The 17299-nt window shown below is 46.7% G+C and carries 9 protein-coding genes; all 9 read right to left on the bottom strand.

From position 1 onward, the window contains the following. Positions 1 to 59: 59 nt before the first annotated feature. The gene (locus RQP52_RS01145) at positions 60 to 1748 is read right to left on the bottom strand and encodes a response regulator transcription factor (RefSeq protein ID WP_315950344.1); all 1689 of its coding nucleotides are present in this window, start codon (positions 1746 to 1748) and stop codon (positions 60 to 62) included. A gap of 48 nt (positions 1749 to 1796) precedes the next feature. Further along, entirely contained in the window at positions 1797 to 2693 is an 897-nt protein-coding gene (locus RQP52_RS01140; RefSeq protein ID WP_315948943.1) for a carbohydrate ABC transporter permease, read from the bottom strand. Between the two features lies 1 nt (position 2694). Next, on the bottom strand, positions 2695 to 3576 hold the full coding sequence (locus tag RQP52_RS01135) for a carbohydrate ABC transporter permease (RefSeq protein WP_315948942.1): 882 nt from the start codon (positions 3574 to 3576) through the stop codon (positions 2695 to 2697). A gap of 67 nt (positions 3577 to 3643) precedes the next feature. Beyond that, the gene (locus tag RQP52_RS01130; RefSeq protein ID WP_164819389.1) at positions 3644 to 4963 is read right to left on the bottom strand and encodes an ABC transporter substrate-binding protein; all 1320 of its coding nucleotides are present in this window, start codon (positions 4961 to 4963) and stop codon (positions 3644 to 3646) included. Between the two features lie 113 nt (positions 4964 to 5076). After that, positions 5077 to 6855, bottom strand: a complete 1779-nt coding sequence (locus tag RQP52_RS01125; protein WP_315948939.1) for a sensor histidine kinase — start codon at positions 6853 to 6855, stop codon at positions 5077 to 5079. A 149-nt stretch (positions 6856 to 7004) separates the two neighbouring features. After that, a complete protein-coding gene (locus RQP52_RS01120) occupies positions 7005 to 8024 on the bottom strand; it encodes an S-layer homology domain-containing protein (protein ID WP_315948938.1) in 1020 nt (339 codons plus the stop codon). A 242-nt stretch (positions 8025 to 8266) separates the two neighbouring features. Continuing rightward, on the bottom strand, positions 8267 to 11470 hold the full coding sequence (locus tag RQP52_RS01115) for a glycosyl hydrolase family 95 catalytic domain-containing protein (RefSeq protein ID WP_315948937.1): 3204 nt from the start codon (positions 11468 to 11470) through the stop codon (positions 8267 to 8269). Between the two features lie 127 nt (positions 11471 to 11597). After that, positions 11598 to 14804, bottom strand: a complete 3207-nt coding sequence (locus tag RQP52_RS01110) for a glycosyl hydrolase family 95 catalytic domain-containing protein (RefSeq protein WP_315948935.1) — start codon at positions 14802 to 14804, stop codon at positions 11598 to 11600. 15 nt (positions 14805 to 14819) lie between these two features. Beyond that, positions 14820 to 17057, bottom strand: coding sequence for an alpha-L-fucosidase (locus RQP52_RS01105; RefSeq protein WP_315948934.1), 2238 nt, complete (start codon positions 17055 to 17057; stop codon positions 14820 to 14822). Positions 17058 to 17299: the final 242 nt, after the last annotated feature.

The raw sequence follows: 17299 nt of genomic DNA, 5'->3' as shown, positions 1-17299 counted from the left end.
TTCGCACTTCGCACTCTGCACTCTGCACTCTGCGCCCCAACCTCAGCTCCCGCCCAGCCTCACTTCAGCAAACTTTCCCGATACAGCTTAGGGCTGTACCCCGTCGTTTTTTTGAACATGCGGCTGAAGTGCTCGACATTCAAATAACCGACGCTTTCCGCAATATCGGTAATTTTAAAGCCTTTCTTCTTCATCAATCGTTTGGACTCTTCGATACGCAAATTCGTTAAGTACTGAATGAAATTACTGCCGACTTCCTTCGTAAACTGCTTGCTCAAATAGCTCTCGCTAACGCCAACCATCTCGCTGATCAACGCCAGGTTGACGTCTTCCATGTAATGAAGATCAAGGAATTGCTTAGCCGTCGCCACCACGGTACTGTAGCTGCTATCCGCTTTTTCCTTCCCATGAAGCCAGCTGTACAAATTCGTGCAGATCCGATGCAGCCAGCTTTTCGTTTCTTCCAAAGTCTCCAAACTTCTCATATATTCAAAAGGATGCTGAAGCTCTTCCTCCAGCTCATCCCAACGTATCCCTTTGCGGTGCAATAAGCCGCCAAGCTCCCAGAGCAAATTCTCAAGCGCAGCCTGAACATCCTGAGGCCGCCAACCCCATGTTTGCCCGAGCAGCAGCTGCATTTGCTCAAACTCCTTGCCCCACAACTCCGAATTGTCCTGTTCCAGCAGTTGAGTGATGGCTGCCCCATTCGCTTTCAGCGTCAGCTGCAGCTTGCGAACATGGTCCTGACCGGCATTCCCACCAGCTCCGGCTCCAACTCCAGACCCAGATCTTCCCTGATCCATACAGCTTTCAGGATAAAACACTTTGTTCCATCCGGCAAAAAAGCTCATCGCCGCCAAATGCGCTGCCTGCTGGTGCAGACGGTACCAATGCTTCGTTCCGCTGGCCAGTTCACTCACACCGATAGAAATCGACACGTTCACATACTGAATCAGCCGGGTTTGCATCATGGTGAAGGCAGATTGCACCTTTTCGCGTATCACGCTTTCGCTTCGATATTGGACCAAGGTGCAGAAAAGCACGTATTCCGTTTGGCTTTTACGGTAAATGAAATGCCGGATCGACATAGCGTCCAATACGGTTTGCACCGACTGCGTAATAAAACGCTGCGTTTTCGCATCACTCAAGTTTCGTTCCTGCCTGCTGCCCCCCGAACCTTGTGAAACAGTCATAACGGCAACCAACTGATTCACTTCACCAAGCCATTCGTGAATACCTATTGTTGCTAAGGCAACCGCCTCTTCCTGCTGATTCGGATCAAACGTGATAAGCTGACGGAGGATCTCGCTTTTTGCGTCAATGTCGTCTTCAATCTCACTTGTCGGCAGCGAATTTAACGGAGGTTCCTCTTTACTCAGTTCGTTGACCGCCTTCAGAATGACAGGCACAAGATGCTCCTCATCCATGTCCGCCTTCACGATAAAATCTATAGCACCGAGTAAAAAAGCTTCCCGCACGTAGCTGTAGTCGCTATAGGCGCTTAACATGATCGTGACGGGTCTCCGCTTTTCCATAACGGGCGAGTAGGCCCGAAGCAGTTCAATTCCGCTAAGCCTCGGCATCTCGATATCAAGGAGCATGAGATCAATATCACCACGCTGCTTCAGAATCTCAAGCGCCTCCGCTCCGTCAGCGGCCTCGACTTCGACCACAATCCCCATACTTGGCCAATCGATCATATGTTGAAGCGCAAGGCGAACAAGCGGTTCATCGTCAACAATCATCATTTTAAGCAACCGATTCATCCTCCAATGGCCAAGTTGACTACTTCCACCTTATCCTTTAACAGCCCCATCCATGAGACCTTTGAAAATGTAACGCTGAAACACGATGTAGAAAATGGCGCTAGGCAGCAGCACGATAATAATTCCTGCGCAAAGCTGTGATAAATCGGAACTGCGTGTGCTGACAAAAGCAGTCAGTGAAGTCGCCAACGTCGCCAGCTTCGCGCTAGGCATGTATAGCTGCTGGACAAAGATATCGTTCATTATTGTAACACTTTTTAGTATAGCTAGTGTAGCTGTTGCTGGCAGCAGTAATGGGAAAATAATCGAGCGGAAAATTCGCACGTAAGATGCCCCGTCCAGCATTGCGCTCTCGTCGAGCTGTACCGAAATCTTTTCGAGAAACTGCATATAAATGTAGATCTGCATAATATCCGTTCCGATATAAATCAGCAGAGGCGCGCCTAGTGTATTATAGACACCAAGAGCATGGATGAGCTGAAACCTTGCAATCTCCGTCGTGTAGGCCGGAATGATCATCGCAGCCATAAACATCATGAGAATCACTTTTTTCATCCGGAACTGAAAGCGATTAAGCACATAAGCCGTCATCGTACCGAGCAGCATATTCCCGAGCATACTCAACACAACGAGCAGCACAGAATTTCCTAGACCGCGTATCATATTGCCCTCTTTCAAGGCGCTGACGTAATTATCGATATGCAGAAAGCTTCGGGGCAGCGAAAAAGGCGACGTTTCGGCCAGCTCCAAATTTGTTTTAAAAGAACCAAACACGACCAGCAAAATGGGTACGAAAACGATCGCAGCCATTAAAGTAAACAGGACATAATAAACGATATGACCAACAAATCGCTGTGTGCTCATCGAACGGGTCCTGCTTGGCACTTCTGGCTTGTAGGTTTGTTTCAATAGCTGTGTACGTTCCATGTCAAGCTTCACTCCTGTCTTTCACAATCCAAGCCTGCAGCGCTGAAAATATAATAATTAATAACAAAAGCATAACGGCCATAGAGGAGGCCAAACCATAATTGTTATACGTAAACGCAGTTTGAAGCGAATATAGACCAAATGTTGAGCTTGCGCTGCCTGGACCGCCATTGGTCATAACAAGCGGAATATCATACTGCAGCAGAGCTCCTGATACATTCATAAACAAGATGATTTCAACGACTCGCCGGATGCCTGGCAGTGTAACATAGCGCTGCTGCTGCCAAAAGTTCGCTCCATCAATTTCAGCCGCTTCATACAGATCCTTCGGAATTGATTGCAAACCGGCTAGAAACAAGACAACATGCACACCGCTGTAACGCCAAAGCGAGACAACCACTAAGGAATAATTAACGACGTTGGAGTCACTCAGCCAACTTTGAATCCATGACTCTAATCCGACTGCCTTTAACAACTCGTTCAGCGGACCATTAATCGGATTGTAAATGTAGCTAAACATATAAGCCACAGCAATTCCGTTAATTATATAAGGCATTAGCACGGAAAAACGAAAGAATGCACTCCCACGCAGCACTCTGTTCAGCAGCACGGCTGTCATCAATTCGAGTGGGATAGCGATGGTATGGAGCAAAAAATACACGCCGTTATTCCTAATCGCTTGCCACGCTTCAGGGAAATCAAACAGCATTCGGACATAATTCTCGAAGCCGATGTACTTGAAGCTTGGGCTGTAGCCATCCCAGCTTGTGAAACTGTAGCGAAATAGCTGCAGAGTCGGATAGATTAGAAATAACAGCAAGAGTGAAACCGGTACAAGTAGAAACGAGAAAATTACGACTTTTTGCTGCATGCGATAATTCATATGATCACTCCTGTATATAAGAGAAGACACTATGCCAGTCGCCTAGGTAGTGCCCTCTCTTCCAAACTTATTTGTTCGATTCAACCGCTTTTTTCCACTTGTTGTTTAAGTCTTTTTCTACGGTTTCGATTGGTTTGCCAGAGTAAATTTCCTGTGCCGCTTTTTTGAAATCAAATTGGGCAGCGCCGCTTACTTTCGCAAAAGCCTCATCCGTCGCGTTGTAAATGAACGGTTTAAACGGATATTTTTCCGTCCATTTATTGAAGAAAGGAATTTCCGAGTTTACGCCGTTAATCGTGGAGAACTGTTGAGCGTTATTGATATAACTTTGATACACGTCTTTGCTGAACATCCACTCGAAAAACGCTTTGGCTTCTGCTGCATTTTTGCTGTTCTTGTTGATACCGATATTCATGTCGGACAACGTCATAGCCGTTAACGGCTCGCTCTCGGTGCTTCTGAAAGGAAGCGGGAATACGCCAACGTCATCGTCCGTTTTTACACGGTTAACATAATCTCCGTAGTACCATTGCCCCGCAGCAATCATGGCCGCCTTCTTCGATTCGAACAATTGTGTGGATTGATCGAAGGAGATCGAAAGCGCATCCGGTCCTGCTAATTTTTTACTCGACATTTCTTTAATCACTTTTCCAACTTTATCAAATGTGCTGCCATCGCCAAACGGTTCAGGCGTTTTCGCCAAAGTAGCCAAGTAGTTCTCATCACCAGACAAAATATGCGGACCGAATTCCATGAACGGATAGAACGTCCAATCTTCTTTCCCTCCGATGGCGATCGGCGTGTATTTGCCGTTTGTTTTAATTTTCTCCATCGTTGACATCAGCTCAGGCAATGTTTTTGGCACTTCCAGGTTCAATTCCTTGAACACACTCGGATGGAAGTAAACGAATTCGGAGAAAGACACGAGTGGTGCTCCCAATATTTTACCATCAATTTTTGCCGGGAATTTATTATTTTTGGCCCCGTTCAGGTCATCGAGCGGAAGCAGCGACTGCTTATAAATTTGCATATGGGCCGGTTTTAGGTAGAACAGATCCGGTAAGTCATTGGCAGCTAAGCGTACCTTTAAATATTGGCCGCCGTTGTCCGGCACTTTTTCCACTTCAACCGTAACATTCGGCTTCAATTTGGTATAATCTTTCACTTTCTCCTGCCAAAACGTAATGTCTCCCTTGGCATCCCACATCGCCAGCTTCAACTTAACCGGATCAGCCGGTTTCGCAGTTGGCGCAGCAGCCGCTTGCGTTTCTGCCGGCTTGGTTGATGCTGCAGGCTGTGTAGCCGCATCTTTGCCGCAGCCTGTTAAAGCACTCAACATCACGATTCCACTAACTAATGCGGTGCCCATTAATCTTCTTTTTCCCATCTTCGTTACCCCTCCAATGATTGATTCTATAATCACTTGTTCTACTCTTATCATACTCGTGATGTAAACGCATCCAAATGATCTTTTCGGCTATAGAGTTGATCTTTTTTGAACTACAGCGGCTCCTCATCTTTATTTTTAAAAATAAGAGGAATTTTCATCGTGACCTTCGTTCCCTCCGGTTCATTCGCAGCCAGGGTTAAGCCGTAATCCTCTCCGTGATGCAGCTGAATGCGGTGGTGCACATTGGCAAACCCCATCCCAGAGAACGTATGAGGACTGCTTTTCGCACGGAATTGCGTTAACTGTTCCTCGGTCATTCCCTCACCGTTATCAGCAATGACGATATACAGGCTGCCTTCATGAACATTAGCGGCTATAACGATTTTACCTTGCGATTCTTTGCCGGCCATTCCGTGTACAATGCTGTTCTCCAGAACCGGTTGCAGCAGCAGCTTGAGCAAATACTTCGACTCCGCTTGCGGATCAATCTGCCATTCGACTTCGAATTTATGGCCATATCGGATTTCCATGATGTATAAATAATGCTTTAAATTTTCGATTTCATCGGAAAAGCGCGTAAGAATGCCTCCCCGGTTAAAAGAAGAAGAGACAAGCCGCATCAAGGCATTGGTCATGTTCCGAATATTATCCACCTTGCTGATAAGCGCCATCAATTTAATCGCATTCAGCGTATTAATCAGAAAATGCGGGTTGATTTGCGACTGCAGGGCGGCAAACTCAGCCTTCCTTTTCATCTGCTCCTCTTCCTCACGCTGGCGAATCAACAGCTTAATTTGGTCCAGCATATGATTGAATGTGCGCCCAAGCGTAGCCATTTCTGCGATGCCCGAAGTGCCGATTTTGGCATTCAGATCCCCCTCCATGACCAGGGACATCTTGCGTACCAGCACATGAATGGGTCTCGTAAGGCCTTTCACCAAGTAGAATGAAATGAGCAAAAATACGGCAATAACCGCAAATGTAGCAAGCAGCACGATCTTATATATCCGGTTATAATTGGCGGTCAACTCGCTATACGGAATTTCATGCACGACTTTCCACCCTGTTTGCCCAACTGCTGCATACGTGACAAGCATCTCCGTCTCACTGGCTTTATCGATAAAATGGCCTTCACTAGCTGACTTTATTTGCTCAAGCCGTTCAAGACTCACACTCGTTTCATCCCAGTTGCTGCTCGATGCAATCACTTGCCCTTCCCCGGTCACAATGACAAAAGCGGATTTATCATAGGGCTGCTGTAGAAAAATCTTATCGAACGCTTCTTCATTTAATGTAAAACAAACCATCTCAACGTCGCTCAACGTATGAAATGCACTCGGCGCAATGGCCGCCGATAACCCGAACGGTACCGTTTGGCCAAACAGCATCATTCGCTGCAGTCCCAGAAACTGGACGTTATCCGTTTGTTTCAATGTTCTCCGATACCACTCCATGGCGCGAACCTCCTGCTCATCCGTGGACAGATTTTGCTGGAACGAATACACGCCGCCGTCTTTGTAAAAAAAATGAATCGCCAGAAGCTGGCTTGACATCGAGTACGTATATCGGCTAAGCGCCAGCCCTAGCGCATTGATGTAAGCATACCGATTGCCTTCATCCGCTTGATGCAGCGCAGTCGCAATCGATAAAATATCCCGATCGACGCCGACTGCCGCCGTCACGTACTCGATTTTGCTGATCTCTTGCTGGGCGGAATAGGTGACCGCATGCAGCGTCTGCAGGGAACGTTCTGTCGTTTGCTGCAGAAGATCACGTTTATATACTTGCAGAATCATGGTCGAAATAATCACGATGGGGAACACCACCATCACAACTAACAAGACATGGAGCGTCGCCGAAAACGTCCACGGTCTAGCAAACAACTTCATCCTGGGCACCCCGTCATGTCAAAATAAATTAAATGACTTTCTCACCTTACATTCGGTCATTTTGAGGTAATGTCCTTTTTTCTCTTTTGAATTCGACAAAAATTCTTATATTTCGACATTATTGGGCCTGCGGTTCAATTCGGTTGCGCTTACTGGCCAACATCTTTTAAAAGCCTCTTTAATACGACTACGGCTTCGGCTCGGCTGGCATGCTCTTGTGGAGCGAATGCTTGATCCGATCTTCCATTCATTAAGCCCTCTTCCACTGCGAGCTGAACGAAAGGCTTTGCCCATTCGCTAACTTCAGCCTCATCTTGAAAAGGAATCTCTCCATTCGCAGGCATATCCTGCACCTTGATCCCAGCAGCCTGCGCTTTTGCTCGGATGAGCATGGCGGTCATTTCCTCGCGGGTTATGTTCTTCTCCGGGGCGAATTCATGCTCGGATATGCCATCAATCAAACCTGCCGCATACGCCTTTTTTACAGTTGACTCATACCAAGAGCCTGAAGCGACATCGTCGAACGGCGTTTGGCCAGCGCTGTCCTTCAGATTCATTACCTTGGCAATTAGTGTCGCGAATTGCGCTCTTGTCACATTCGTGTCCGGTGCGAAATGATCGTCATCCATTCCCTCCACGATTTGTTTGCCGACCATCTCCATAATGTCGGGTTTCGCCCAGTGACCTGCCAGATCGCTGAAAATTTTAGTGAAATCTTGCGAGGCATTCATCGTAAAAATTTGATTTTTCAACGTGTGATCGACTGTTTTCAGGGACGTCCATTTCACATTCGTTGTCCCTACTTTTTTCGCTTTAAAAGTGATCGTGCCTAGAATGACATCTCCCTTTTCGCCATCGACCTTACCGATTTTCGTGTGTGCTATAGTCACTTCATTGTCTTTCACAATAGGCGAGATCGAGAATCCTTCGATTTTCGTTTCCGCCTTAACCACTTCCAGCTTGCTTGCGTCGATACTGAATTTGGCTTCATAGGCAAATAAATCGGCAAGCTGCTCCCCCTTCAAGGTGACGGTAAATTCCCCCGTTGATTCCGTATCGGACGTCGACATCGTAAATTGGGATGCGTCCTCTGCAAAGGCTGCAGTAGTAAAAGTTATGGCGCTGCATAATGTACAAACCACAGCACTCCAAATGAGCTTATGTTTCATTTTGATTCATCCTCTCTAATCGTTCAACAATTTTAGAAAACGCTTACAAACAAAGATGAAAAAGAATGTTCTCAAGTAAATTATAGCGATTCTTGAGAGGCTCGCTCATGATGTTTTTTGTTCTATTCATGATATCATGATTATTTTTGAACCGGGATAAAGCAACCGCACCCACCTGAAAACTCCAGGACCTATAAATTAAAAAAGGCACCCAAAGGGCACCTTTAACCAAGTCAATTGAATTATTGAAGTTTGACCAGTCTCCATTTCTGACTTGCCGTACCGTTCGCCGTCTTAATAACCACGGAATATTCCGTTCCGTTTAGAAGTGTATCCAACGGTTTGTTGCTTTGGACACCAACAATGGTATAGGTACCATCCGCATTGGCTGTAAATTTCCACCTTTCGTTCGGTGAACCCGCATAAGGCCATATAATCGTCTTCGAGTTGTCCGTGGTTGTCGCTGCGTTAACATCCAGCGCTTTGCTGCTTGAGACGCCAAGGAGCCTGAACGTGCCGTCGCCATTATCGCTAATATTCCATTGCTCGCTTGCAGCACCGTTATCTGGTGACACAATAACGACCGTACCATTCGCCGTTGCATTTCCCTTCACGTCCATGGCAAGGTTGCCGCTCCCGACATTGATGAGTTTATACACGCCACCTACCATGGCAGACTGGCTAAATTGGAACCAGTTCAGATGGAAGAGAGGGCCGCCAGTTCCCTTGTAAACGAGATATAGATTCTGCACGCCCGTGGCACCCGTTACTCCGCAGCCTACCGTTTGCCAAATTTGTCCTCCTCCAGTAGACGGTACCGTACAAGTGCCTACCAGCGTACCCGCCACACTCCCTAAGCGGATCTCAACGGTCCCTCCGGGTCCATTGCTCGCAACTCTGGCGGAAAATGAAGCTGCGCCACTTCCAAAATCAACATTGTTGTAGACGGTATAATCGTTATTATCCATGGATGTGAGATCATAACCCGTACCTTTGTCAGAGGCGCTCTCAAGCTGGACGCCTAATTGGCTGTCGTAGTTCTCTGCTTCGATTTGGTTAAATGCAGATTGTGTATTTCCACGCACGAAGGTAATCCGCGAATCTGTAAACGGATTCAGAAGTTGATTGCCGTACCAGATCACAGGAATTGTACCGCTCGGGGAATCAATTTGAGCGGATACGAGCTGCCCGTTTGCCCATTTGATGCTGAGTTCATACCCGCCTCTCGCTTTCACGCCTGTAATTTCACCACTCGTCCAGGCTGTAGGCAGCGAAGGGAGAAGTTCAATTTCCCCGGTGTGGCTTTGCACAAACAATTCTGGATAATACGCGCTCCTCGGCGGATATTCGTGCTTCGTTGCACCTGTTGGATAAACATCTGCAATCGTGACCGCTTTATTCCCATCGTTAAGGCGCACCCACATGAAAGCAGGATCAGGAAGGTATCCGCCCGATCCACGCATGGTTAGCGCCACCTTAGCTGCTTGAAATAAATCAGGCGTGCCTCTCTTCGTGATTTGGTCCAGAAAACCGACGCCAATGAGATGAGAAGCATGACGATGACTTGGATCTACGTTCGGATAGTCATTATTCCATTCCTTCAATTGACCGCTATTTCCAATTTGATAAGGCAGCAACTTCGGTAACGCCATTCGAATGCGATTTAACAAATCAACATCCGCAGGAGAATCTGCTTCCAATATACCTCCCGCTTCCAGCACATTTTCAAACAACTCTCGAATTAACGTCATATCGATCGTCGAACCTTGGCTGACTGCAATGGCTTTTCCATCCGACAGTACATACTTCGTCTCGGGAGAAGTGGAAGGCGATGTCACGAGATAGCCGTCCTTATTGGTAACGAGATAATCCAATGCAAATTCTGCAGAACCCTTCATAAGAGGGAAAGCTTTATCCCGAAGAAAGGTCTTGTCTTGCGTGAACCGATAATGATCATACATATTATACAGGAGCCACATGCCACCAGTTGGCCAAATCGCCCATTCATTATCATTAGCACCAAGCGCAGTTTTTGCCCATACATCGGATGCGTGAGGTACCATCCACCCATCGAAGCCGAAATCGGATTGTGCGGTTTTTGCCCCGTTTACAGCTAGATTTTTGATATACTTCCAGAGAGGATCGCCATTTTCAGATAGATTCCCCGTCTGAATTAACTCATAGGCTCTTTCTAAACTCTCATTAAACCAATGCGCCCCGCTAAATTGAGGTTTCCAAGCGTAATGCCACATCCCATTCCCGTTTTGAGGACGGTCGTATGTGTTCGCCCTGGAAGCAGCAATTGAAACATAACGGGCGTACTGGTAGGAAAGCGTGTAAGGTCTCGAAGCGCCTGAATTGCCGTTAACTTCCGTCCATAACCTGCGAAACAAGCTCCGATAGTCATTCTGGTGGGTACTTAGGAGCTGGCTATAGGTTTTGGCAAACGCCGCGTTCATAATCCCCGTTACAATTGGAGTGGGATTAATGCCGCCTTGGCTTGGATTCGGATTGGTAAACGGATCCTTGTAACTTGTCACATCGGCATATAGAAGTTCGATGACCGAAGCCCCTGAAATGTTTAAATTCCCTTCGGTTGCTGTGATCGTTCCTCCTGTCGTTCTGGCGCGAAGGCGAGCATCGTACGTCATGCCTCTCCCATCCCCCCACTGACTTACATAGTCATCGTAAGGGGCTGTGCCTGTCATCTGGATCTCATTGCCCGAAGAAGATACCGTTCCGTGAGTATTCATTTCCGCCGGCAGCGTCATCTTGGCCGTCATACTCATCGGTTGGCCCCCGTCATTGGTCATTCTTATGACCATAATCCGATCCGGGTGACTTGCAAATACTTCACGCGTATACGTTATATTTCCCACTTTATACTTCGTTGTTACGATTGCCTTATCCAGATGAAGCTCTCGATTATAATCGGTATATCCTGCCGTGTTCGGGACATCCAGAACAATTTTTCCAATTGGCTGAAAATTAGCATAATAGGTGGGAATTGGTCCCCACATCCCCTTTGCTGCTGTCTCTGCTAACTTCAATTTTTCCTCGCGATACGTAACTGACGTTGCCGAATCCGCTTCTGCAAGTAGGCTTCTTGCATTATTCAGAGCTGTTTTGCGACTTGCATTATAATTATTGAAAGGTTCGCCGGAATGAAACGTTTTGTCGCTAAGTTGAAGAATTTCGGTAGCAACGCCTCCTGACACTTTCGCGCCGAAGTAACCATTCCCGACAGGTGTTCCAGTGAAATCTGTCCCGCTTGCCGGCGTTGTCCAATGGAATTTCAAATCATCCCAATTGCCTGTTTTAAGAGCAGGCAGTGCTGTACTCCCTACATTTGCATAAGCTTGATTCGATGCTCCAACTGATATCAAGCTTGTTACTAGAAGAGAACTAACCATCATGCTTATGAAACCTGCTTTTAGTTTCTTCATAATATCTCCTCCTTGATTTTGTTCGAAGTAACTTTATACCTTGCAAGGATTATTCCGAAAAATCTAGAGCTATCCATTTACTAGTAAAAAGGTGCCCCAAGGACACCCTTTAACCAAATCTTCATCCTTATTGCAGTTTGACCAGTCTCCACTTCTGACTTACCGTGCCGTTCGCCGTCTTAATAACCACTGAGTATTCGGTTCCGGTTAGAAGCGTATCCAACGGTTTGTTGCTTTGGACACCGATAATTGTATAGGTGCCATCCGTATTAGCGTTGAATTTCCATCTTTCGTTGGGTGAACCCCCATAAGGCCATATAATCGTCTTCGAGTTGTCCGTGGTTGTGGCTGTGGATACATCCAGCGCTTTGCCGCTTGGGACGCCAAGGAGCCTGAACGTTCCATCGCCGTTGTCGCTAATATTCCATTGCTCGCTTGCACTACCGTTATCTGGTGACACAATAACGGCCGCCCCATTCGCCGTTGCATGTCCCTTCACGTCCATGGCAAGGTTGCCGCTTCCGACATTGATAAGTTTATAGACGCCTCCTACCAAAGCAGACTGGCTAAATTGGAACCAGTTCAGATGGAAGAGAGAGCCGCCAGTTCCCTTGTAAACGAGATATACGTTCTGCACGCCCGTGGCACCCGTTACTCCGCAGCCTACCGTTTGCCAAATTTGTCCTCCTCCAGTAGACGGTACCGTACAAGTGCCTACCAGCGTACCCGTCATACTCCCTAAGCGAATTTCAATGGTACCTCCAGGTCCATTGCTCGCAACCCTGGCGGAGAATGAAGCTGCGCCACTTCCAAAATCAACATTGTTGTAGACGGTATAGTCATTATTGTCAATCGATGTAAGATCATACCCCGTGCCTTTGTCGGAGACGTTCTCAAGCTGGACGCCTGATTGGCTGTCGTAGTTCTCTGCTTCGATTTGATTGAATGCTGTTTGTGTATTTCCACGCACGAAGGTAATCCTCGAATCTGTAAACGGATTCAGAAGTTGATTGCCATACCGAATTACAGGAACCGTACCCGTCGGGGAATCAATTTGAGCGGATACGAGTTGCCCGTTTGCCCATTTGATGCTGAGTTCATACCCGCCTCGCGCTTTTACGCCTGTAATTTCGCCACTCGTCCAGGTTGTAGGCAGCGAAGGGAGAAGTTCAATTTCTCCGGTATGACTTTGCACAAAGAGTTCTGGATAATACGCACTTTTTATTTGCCATTCATTTACCGAAGGATTCGTCGGATAAATGGTTGCAAGGGCGGCAGCTTTATTCCCATCATTTAGTCGTGCCCACATGTACCCGCTATCCGGGTGATATCCGCCTGAACCACGCATGTTTAGCGATACTTTAGCTGCTTGAAATAAATCAGGCGTGCCTCTCTTCGTGATCTGATCCAGGAAACCGACACCGATGAGATGGGAGGCATGGCGATGACTTGGATCTACATTCGCGTAATCATTATTCCACTCTTTAATTTGACCGCCAGTTCCAATTTGATAAGGAAGCAGCTTCGGCAAAGCCGTTCGAATACGATTCAGCAAATCAACATCCGCAGGAGAATCTGTTTCCAATATGCTCCCCGCTTCAAGGACATTTTCAAACAGTTCTCGTATGACTGTCATATCAATCGTCGAACCTTGGCTCACAGCAATTTTTGTGCCATCGGACAAAACATACTTCGTTTCTGGTGAAGTAGAGGGCGATGTCACGAGATAACCATCCTTATTAGCAACAAGTAAATCCAAAGCAAATTCGGCTGAACCTTTCATGAGAGGAAATGCTGTGTCACGAAGAAAAGTTTTGTCCTGTGTGAACCGATAATGATCGTATACATTAAACATGAGCCACATGCCGCCCGTTGGGTATAACGCCCATTCATTATCATTTGCGCCAAGCGCTGTTTTTGCCCACACGTCGGATGCATGTGGCACCACCCACCCGTCAAAGCCGAAATCGGATTGTGCGGTTTTTGCTCCATTGATAGCTAAATTTTTAATATACTTCCACAGCGGATCGCCGTTCTCAGCAAGATTCCCTGTCTCAATCAATGCATACATCTTCTCTACATTTTCATTAAAGTAATGCGCTCCATTCGAGCGAGGACTCCACATGTAATTCCACATTCCCTGCTGATTATGCGGACGGTCAAATGTATTCGCTCTGGAAGTGCAAATGGAAACGTAACGCGCATATTGATAGGAGAGCACATTGGCTCTGGCATCACCTATGTTCCCGTTCACTTCCGTCCATAACCTGCGGAACAAGCTCCGATAATCAGTCTGGTGGGCACTCAGGAGCTGGTCATAGGTTTTGGCGAACGCCGCGTTCATAATCCCCGTTACGATTGGCGTAGGATTGTTGCCGCCTTGGCTTGGATTCGGATTCGTAAACGGATCCTTGTAGCTTGTCGCATCGGCATACAGGAGTTCAATGACCGAAGCGCCTGAAATGTTCAAATTGCCTCCGGTTGCTGTTATGGTTCCTCCCGTCGTTCTGGCGCGAAGACGAGCATCGAACGTCATGCCTCTCCCGTCTGCCCACAGGGTAGTTGGGTACTGAGCGTAAGCGTAAGGAGCTGTTCCTGTCATTTGGATCTCGTTGCCCGATGAAGAGACGGTTCCATGTCCGCTCATCTCATTCGGCAATGTCATCTTGGCCGTCATACTCATCGGCAGTCCGCCGTCATTGGTCATACGGACAACCATCACGCGATCCGGATAACTCGCAAATACTTCACGCTTATAAGTCGTGCTTCCCACTTTATATGTGGTAGTCACAGCAGCTTTATCCAAATGAAGTTCTCGATTGTAGTTCGTATATCCCGTCGTATTGGGGACATCCAAGACAATATTGCCGATGGGCAGAAAGTTAGCCATATATGCATATCCCCACATCCCATTGGCAGCTGTTTCAGCTTGTTTTAATTTCTGCTCGCGATACGTTACTGTTGTTGCTGTATCCGCTTCTGCCAGCAGGCTTCTTGTACTATTTAGAGCTGTTTTGCGGCTTGGATTATAATTGTTGAAGGGTTCGCCAGAATGAAACGTTTTGTCATTAAGTTGAAGAATTTCAGTCGCAACACCTCCCGAAACTTTGGCGCCGAAGAAACCATTTCCGACAGGTGCTCCGGTAAAATCTGTCCCGCTAGCCGGCGTTGTCCAATTGATTTTCAAATCATCCCAATTGCCTGTTTTCTGGACAGGTAATGCCGTACTTCCTACATTAGCTTGAGCCTGATTCGATGCTCCGACTGAGATCAAGCTTGCTACAAGTAGAGTACTAACCATCATGCTTATGAAACCTGTTTTTACTTTCTTCATAACATCTCCTCCTAGTTAGTTGACTTTCACAATCTTCCACTGCTGAAGTGTACTCCCATTCCAAGTTGAAAGCCTGTTTACATACACGGGTGGGATAAATTCGCCTTTGAAATTCCCACTGCTTGTTAGGACTAAACCATTAGCCCGATTCGCAATTTTATAAAACCCGTCTCCCAGATCCGCCAATTGCCACTGTTGATTCTCGCTGCCTGTCCATGTAGTTTCTTTCGTATTCGTGCCTGGTGCCGTCCCGCTTCCAGCACCGTCCAGTGCCAGACCATTTGTCCGGTTTAGAATCTGATAATATCCCGTACCGAGATTGACGAACCTCCATTGAGCATCATTACTGCTGTTCCACACACTTTCCTTCACATTCGAACCTGAAGCCACACTCCCTCCTCCATCGAGCACCAAATCTGTCGTGCGATTCGCAAGTTTGAAGTATGCATTTGAATCCAAGGATATCTTGAGCGAAGTAATCAAATCGTTATTGCCAGTGTCTTTGAGATTGTTATTGTTGCTTGCAAAAGTCCACGAAGTCCCGCTGTAATTATCTTCTGCGTAGGCTGTTACCTTGTAACCTGACGGCACTAGGATGGAGGAAATACTATTATCTGCAATTCCGGCTGCTTGCAAAGTTGATTTTGTGTAATTGCCCAAAGAGAGAGGAATTCGATTTCCTTCATATTGCACATGTTTGTAAAAAGTTGGACCCGACACCTGATGCAAATCGGGAATCTTCCCTGTGAATGTTAGTTTTACCACATAGGCGCTTGCAGTGAATGGCTTGCTTGCCGGCATCGTAATTTTCAAACCATCCTGACTCTGGACTCTGTTCGATAAATTAATATAAGTACCGGCGGTCTCTCCAAGTAATTGCACTTTTGAAAGCGTACTCAAATTAATTTGATTCGAATTAAGTGTGCTTATGTTCAAATTGACGCCATTCCCCGGCCACCCCAGAACGATGGCATACAACGTGTTGTTGCTTTTATTGCGAGTGAAACGAATGTCCGTTTCAGTACCAACAATAGGACTTGAATGAATCGCGCCGCCAAGCTGTGTCGGACCTTCACCATACTTCGTCCAAGCACGGGTCGAGTAAATGCTTTCGCCATAGCGTTTTAACCAATCCCCCATCCCGAGCAGAATATTTTTTTGCTCCTGTGGAATGGTTCCGTCTGCCATGGGTGCAATATTAAGCAGCAAGTTGCCATTTTTGCTTACACGATCGATGAGGGAGTGAAGCAAAGTAGGAGCTGAATAGTAGCTCATGCCAGGCGTATAGCTCCAACCGCCGACGCTGTCGTCCGTTAACCAGTAATTAGAGGTTAACTCTGCTGGCCCTCCTCTTTCATAGTCGACAACTTCACCATTCAAGTTGAATCCGCCGCTAGTTTTATAGGTTGCGACAACCTCTTTGCCCCAATCGATCGCTTTGTTATAGTAGTAAGATAAAAACTTGAGACGCTGCGCTTCATCAATCTTCGTCAAGGCAAAATCCTGCCAAAGAATATCAGGCTGATACGTATCGATAACTTCTTTCAGTTTATCGTACCACAGTTGATCCTCCTGCGTTTTCGGCAGTTGACCGTATAATTTCATCAAGCTGGGGTCGGATTGTGCGGGCGCGTATTGAAAGTATCCGTTACTGTTATAAGCATGATGCAGCGCTGTCAACAATTTCAAATTCTTGTTGCGGATTGCGGTTGCAAAGGTTCCAAGGAGATCCAAATGGGGTCCCTTGTCCACTGAATTCCATTCATTGACTGAACTATCCCACATCGAATAACCATCGTGATGTTCAGCAACAGGGCCGGCAAACTTTGCCCCCGCGTCCACGAACAATTGCGCCCATTCGTTAGGATCAAATTGACCTCCAGCTGATTTCATCTTGGGAGCAAACTCAACCCAATTCCCATTCTTATCCTGTGCGCCATTTATGAAATTGTGATACGGCCACGAAGTAGGGGATCCATACACACTAACATGGTGGTTGTATTCTTTACCATTTTGTACGTACATGTTACGAGGGTACCATTCATTTCCATAAGCGGGAACGCTGAACACGCCCCAATGATAGTAAATGCCAAACTTAGCATCTTGAAACCATTCCGGGGCGGCCTTATGCTGGTCCACAGATTCCCATGTAGACTGATAAGTGGTTGCTGCGTGAGCTCCGAATGGCGCGAGTAACTCGCAGGATAAAACAAGTGAGACTGATACTGCCAATACCTTCATAAATGGCTTCATCAACACATCTCCCTTTAATTAGAATTGCGTTTGCTGCGAATCTACACACTTTCAAAACTTATCTACTTCTCCTTTTCGATTTTGTACGAAGTAACCTGATGCATATGAAGGAACCACTTTTTTGTAAGCCCTTACATTCACCTCCCATGCCCAACATACTCCATCTGTTTTTTCAGGTAAACATCAAAAGCGAGACATTTCTATAAAACCATGAGCAAATTCTACTTACATAAGCATTTTTC

Origin of the sequence: Paenibacillus violae, from assembly GCF_032461945.1 — a bacterium.
GTDB classification, from domain to species: Bacteria; Bacillota; Bacilli; order Paenibacillales; family NBRC-103111; genus Paenibacillus_E; species Paenibacillus_E violae.
Note: the sequence above shows the minus strand (reverse complement) of the source record. Positions and strands in the feature narration are given on the sequence as shown.

Excerpts from the sequence above, each read along its gene's own strand:
- RQP52_RS01145 (WP_315950344.1), bottom strand. The coding sequence starts at position 1,748 with ATGATGATTGTTGACGATGAACCGCTTGTTCGCCTTGCGCTTCAACAT.
- RQP52_RS01140 (WP_315948943.1), bottom strand. The coding sequence starts at position 2,693 with ATGGAACGTACACAGCTATTGAAACAAACCTACAAGCCAGAAGTGCCA.
- RQP52_RS01135 (WP_315948942.1), bottom strand. The coding sequence starts at position 3,576 with ATGAATTATCGCATGCAGCAAAAAGTCGTAATTTTCTCGTTTCTACTT.
- RQP52_RS01130 (WP_164819389.1), bottom strand. The coding sequence starts at position 4,963 with ATGGGAAAAAGAAGATTAATGGGCACCGCATTAGTTAGTGGAATCGTG.
- RQP52_RS01125 (WP_315948939.1), bottom strand. The coding sequence starts at position 6,855 with ATGAAGTTGTTTGCTAGACCGTGGACGTTTTCGGCGACGCTCCATGTC.
- RQP52_RS01120 (WP_315948938.1), bottom strand. The coding sequence starts at position 8,024 with ATGAAACATAAGCTCATTTGGAGTGCTGTGGTTTGTACATTATGCAGC.
- RQP52_RS01115 (WP_315948937.1), bottom strand. The coding sequence starts at position 11,470 with ATGAAGAAACTAAAAGCAGGTTTCATAAGCATGATGGTTAGTTCTCTT.
- RQP52_RS01110 (WP_315948935.1), bottom strand. The coding sequence starts at position 14,804 with ATGAAGAAAGTAAAAACAGGTTTCATAAGCATGATGGTTAGTACTCTA.
- RQP52_RS01105 (WP_315948934.1), bottom strand. The coding sequence starts at position 17,057 with ATGAAGCCATTTATGAAGGTATTGGCAGTATCAGTCTCACTTGTTTTA.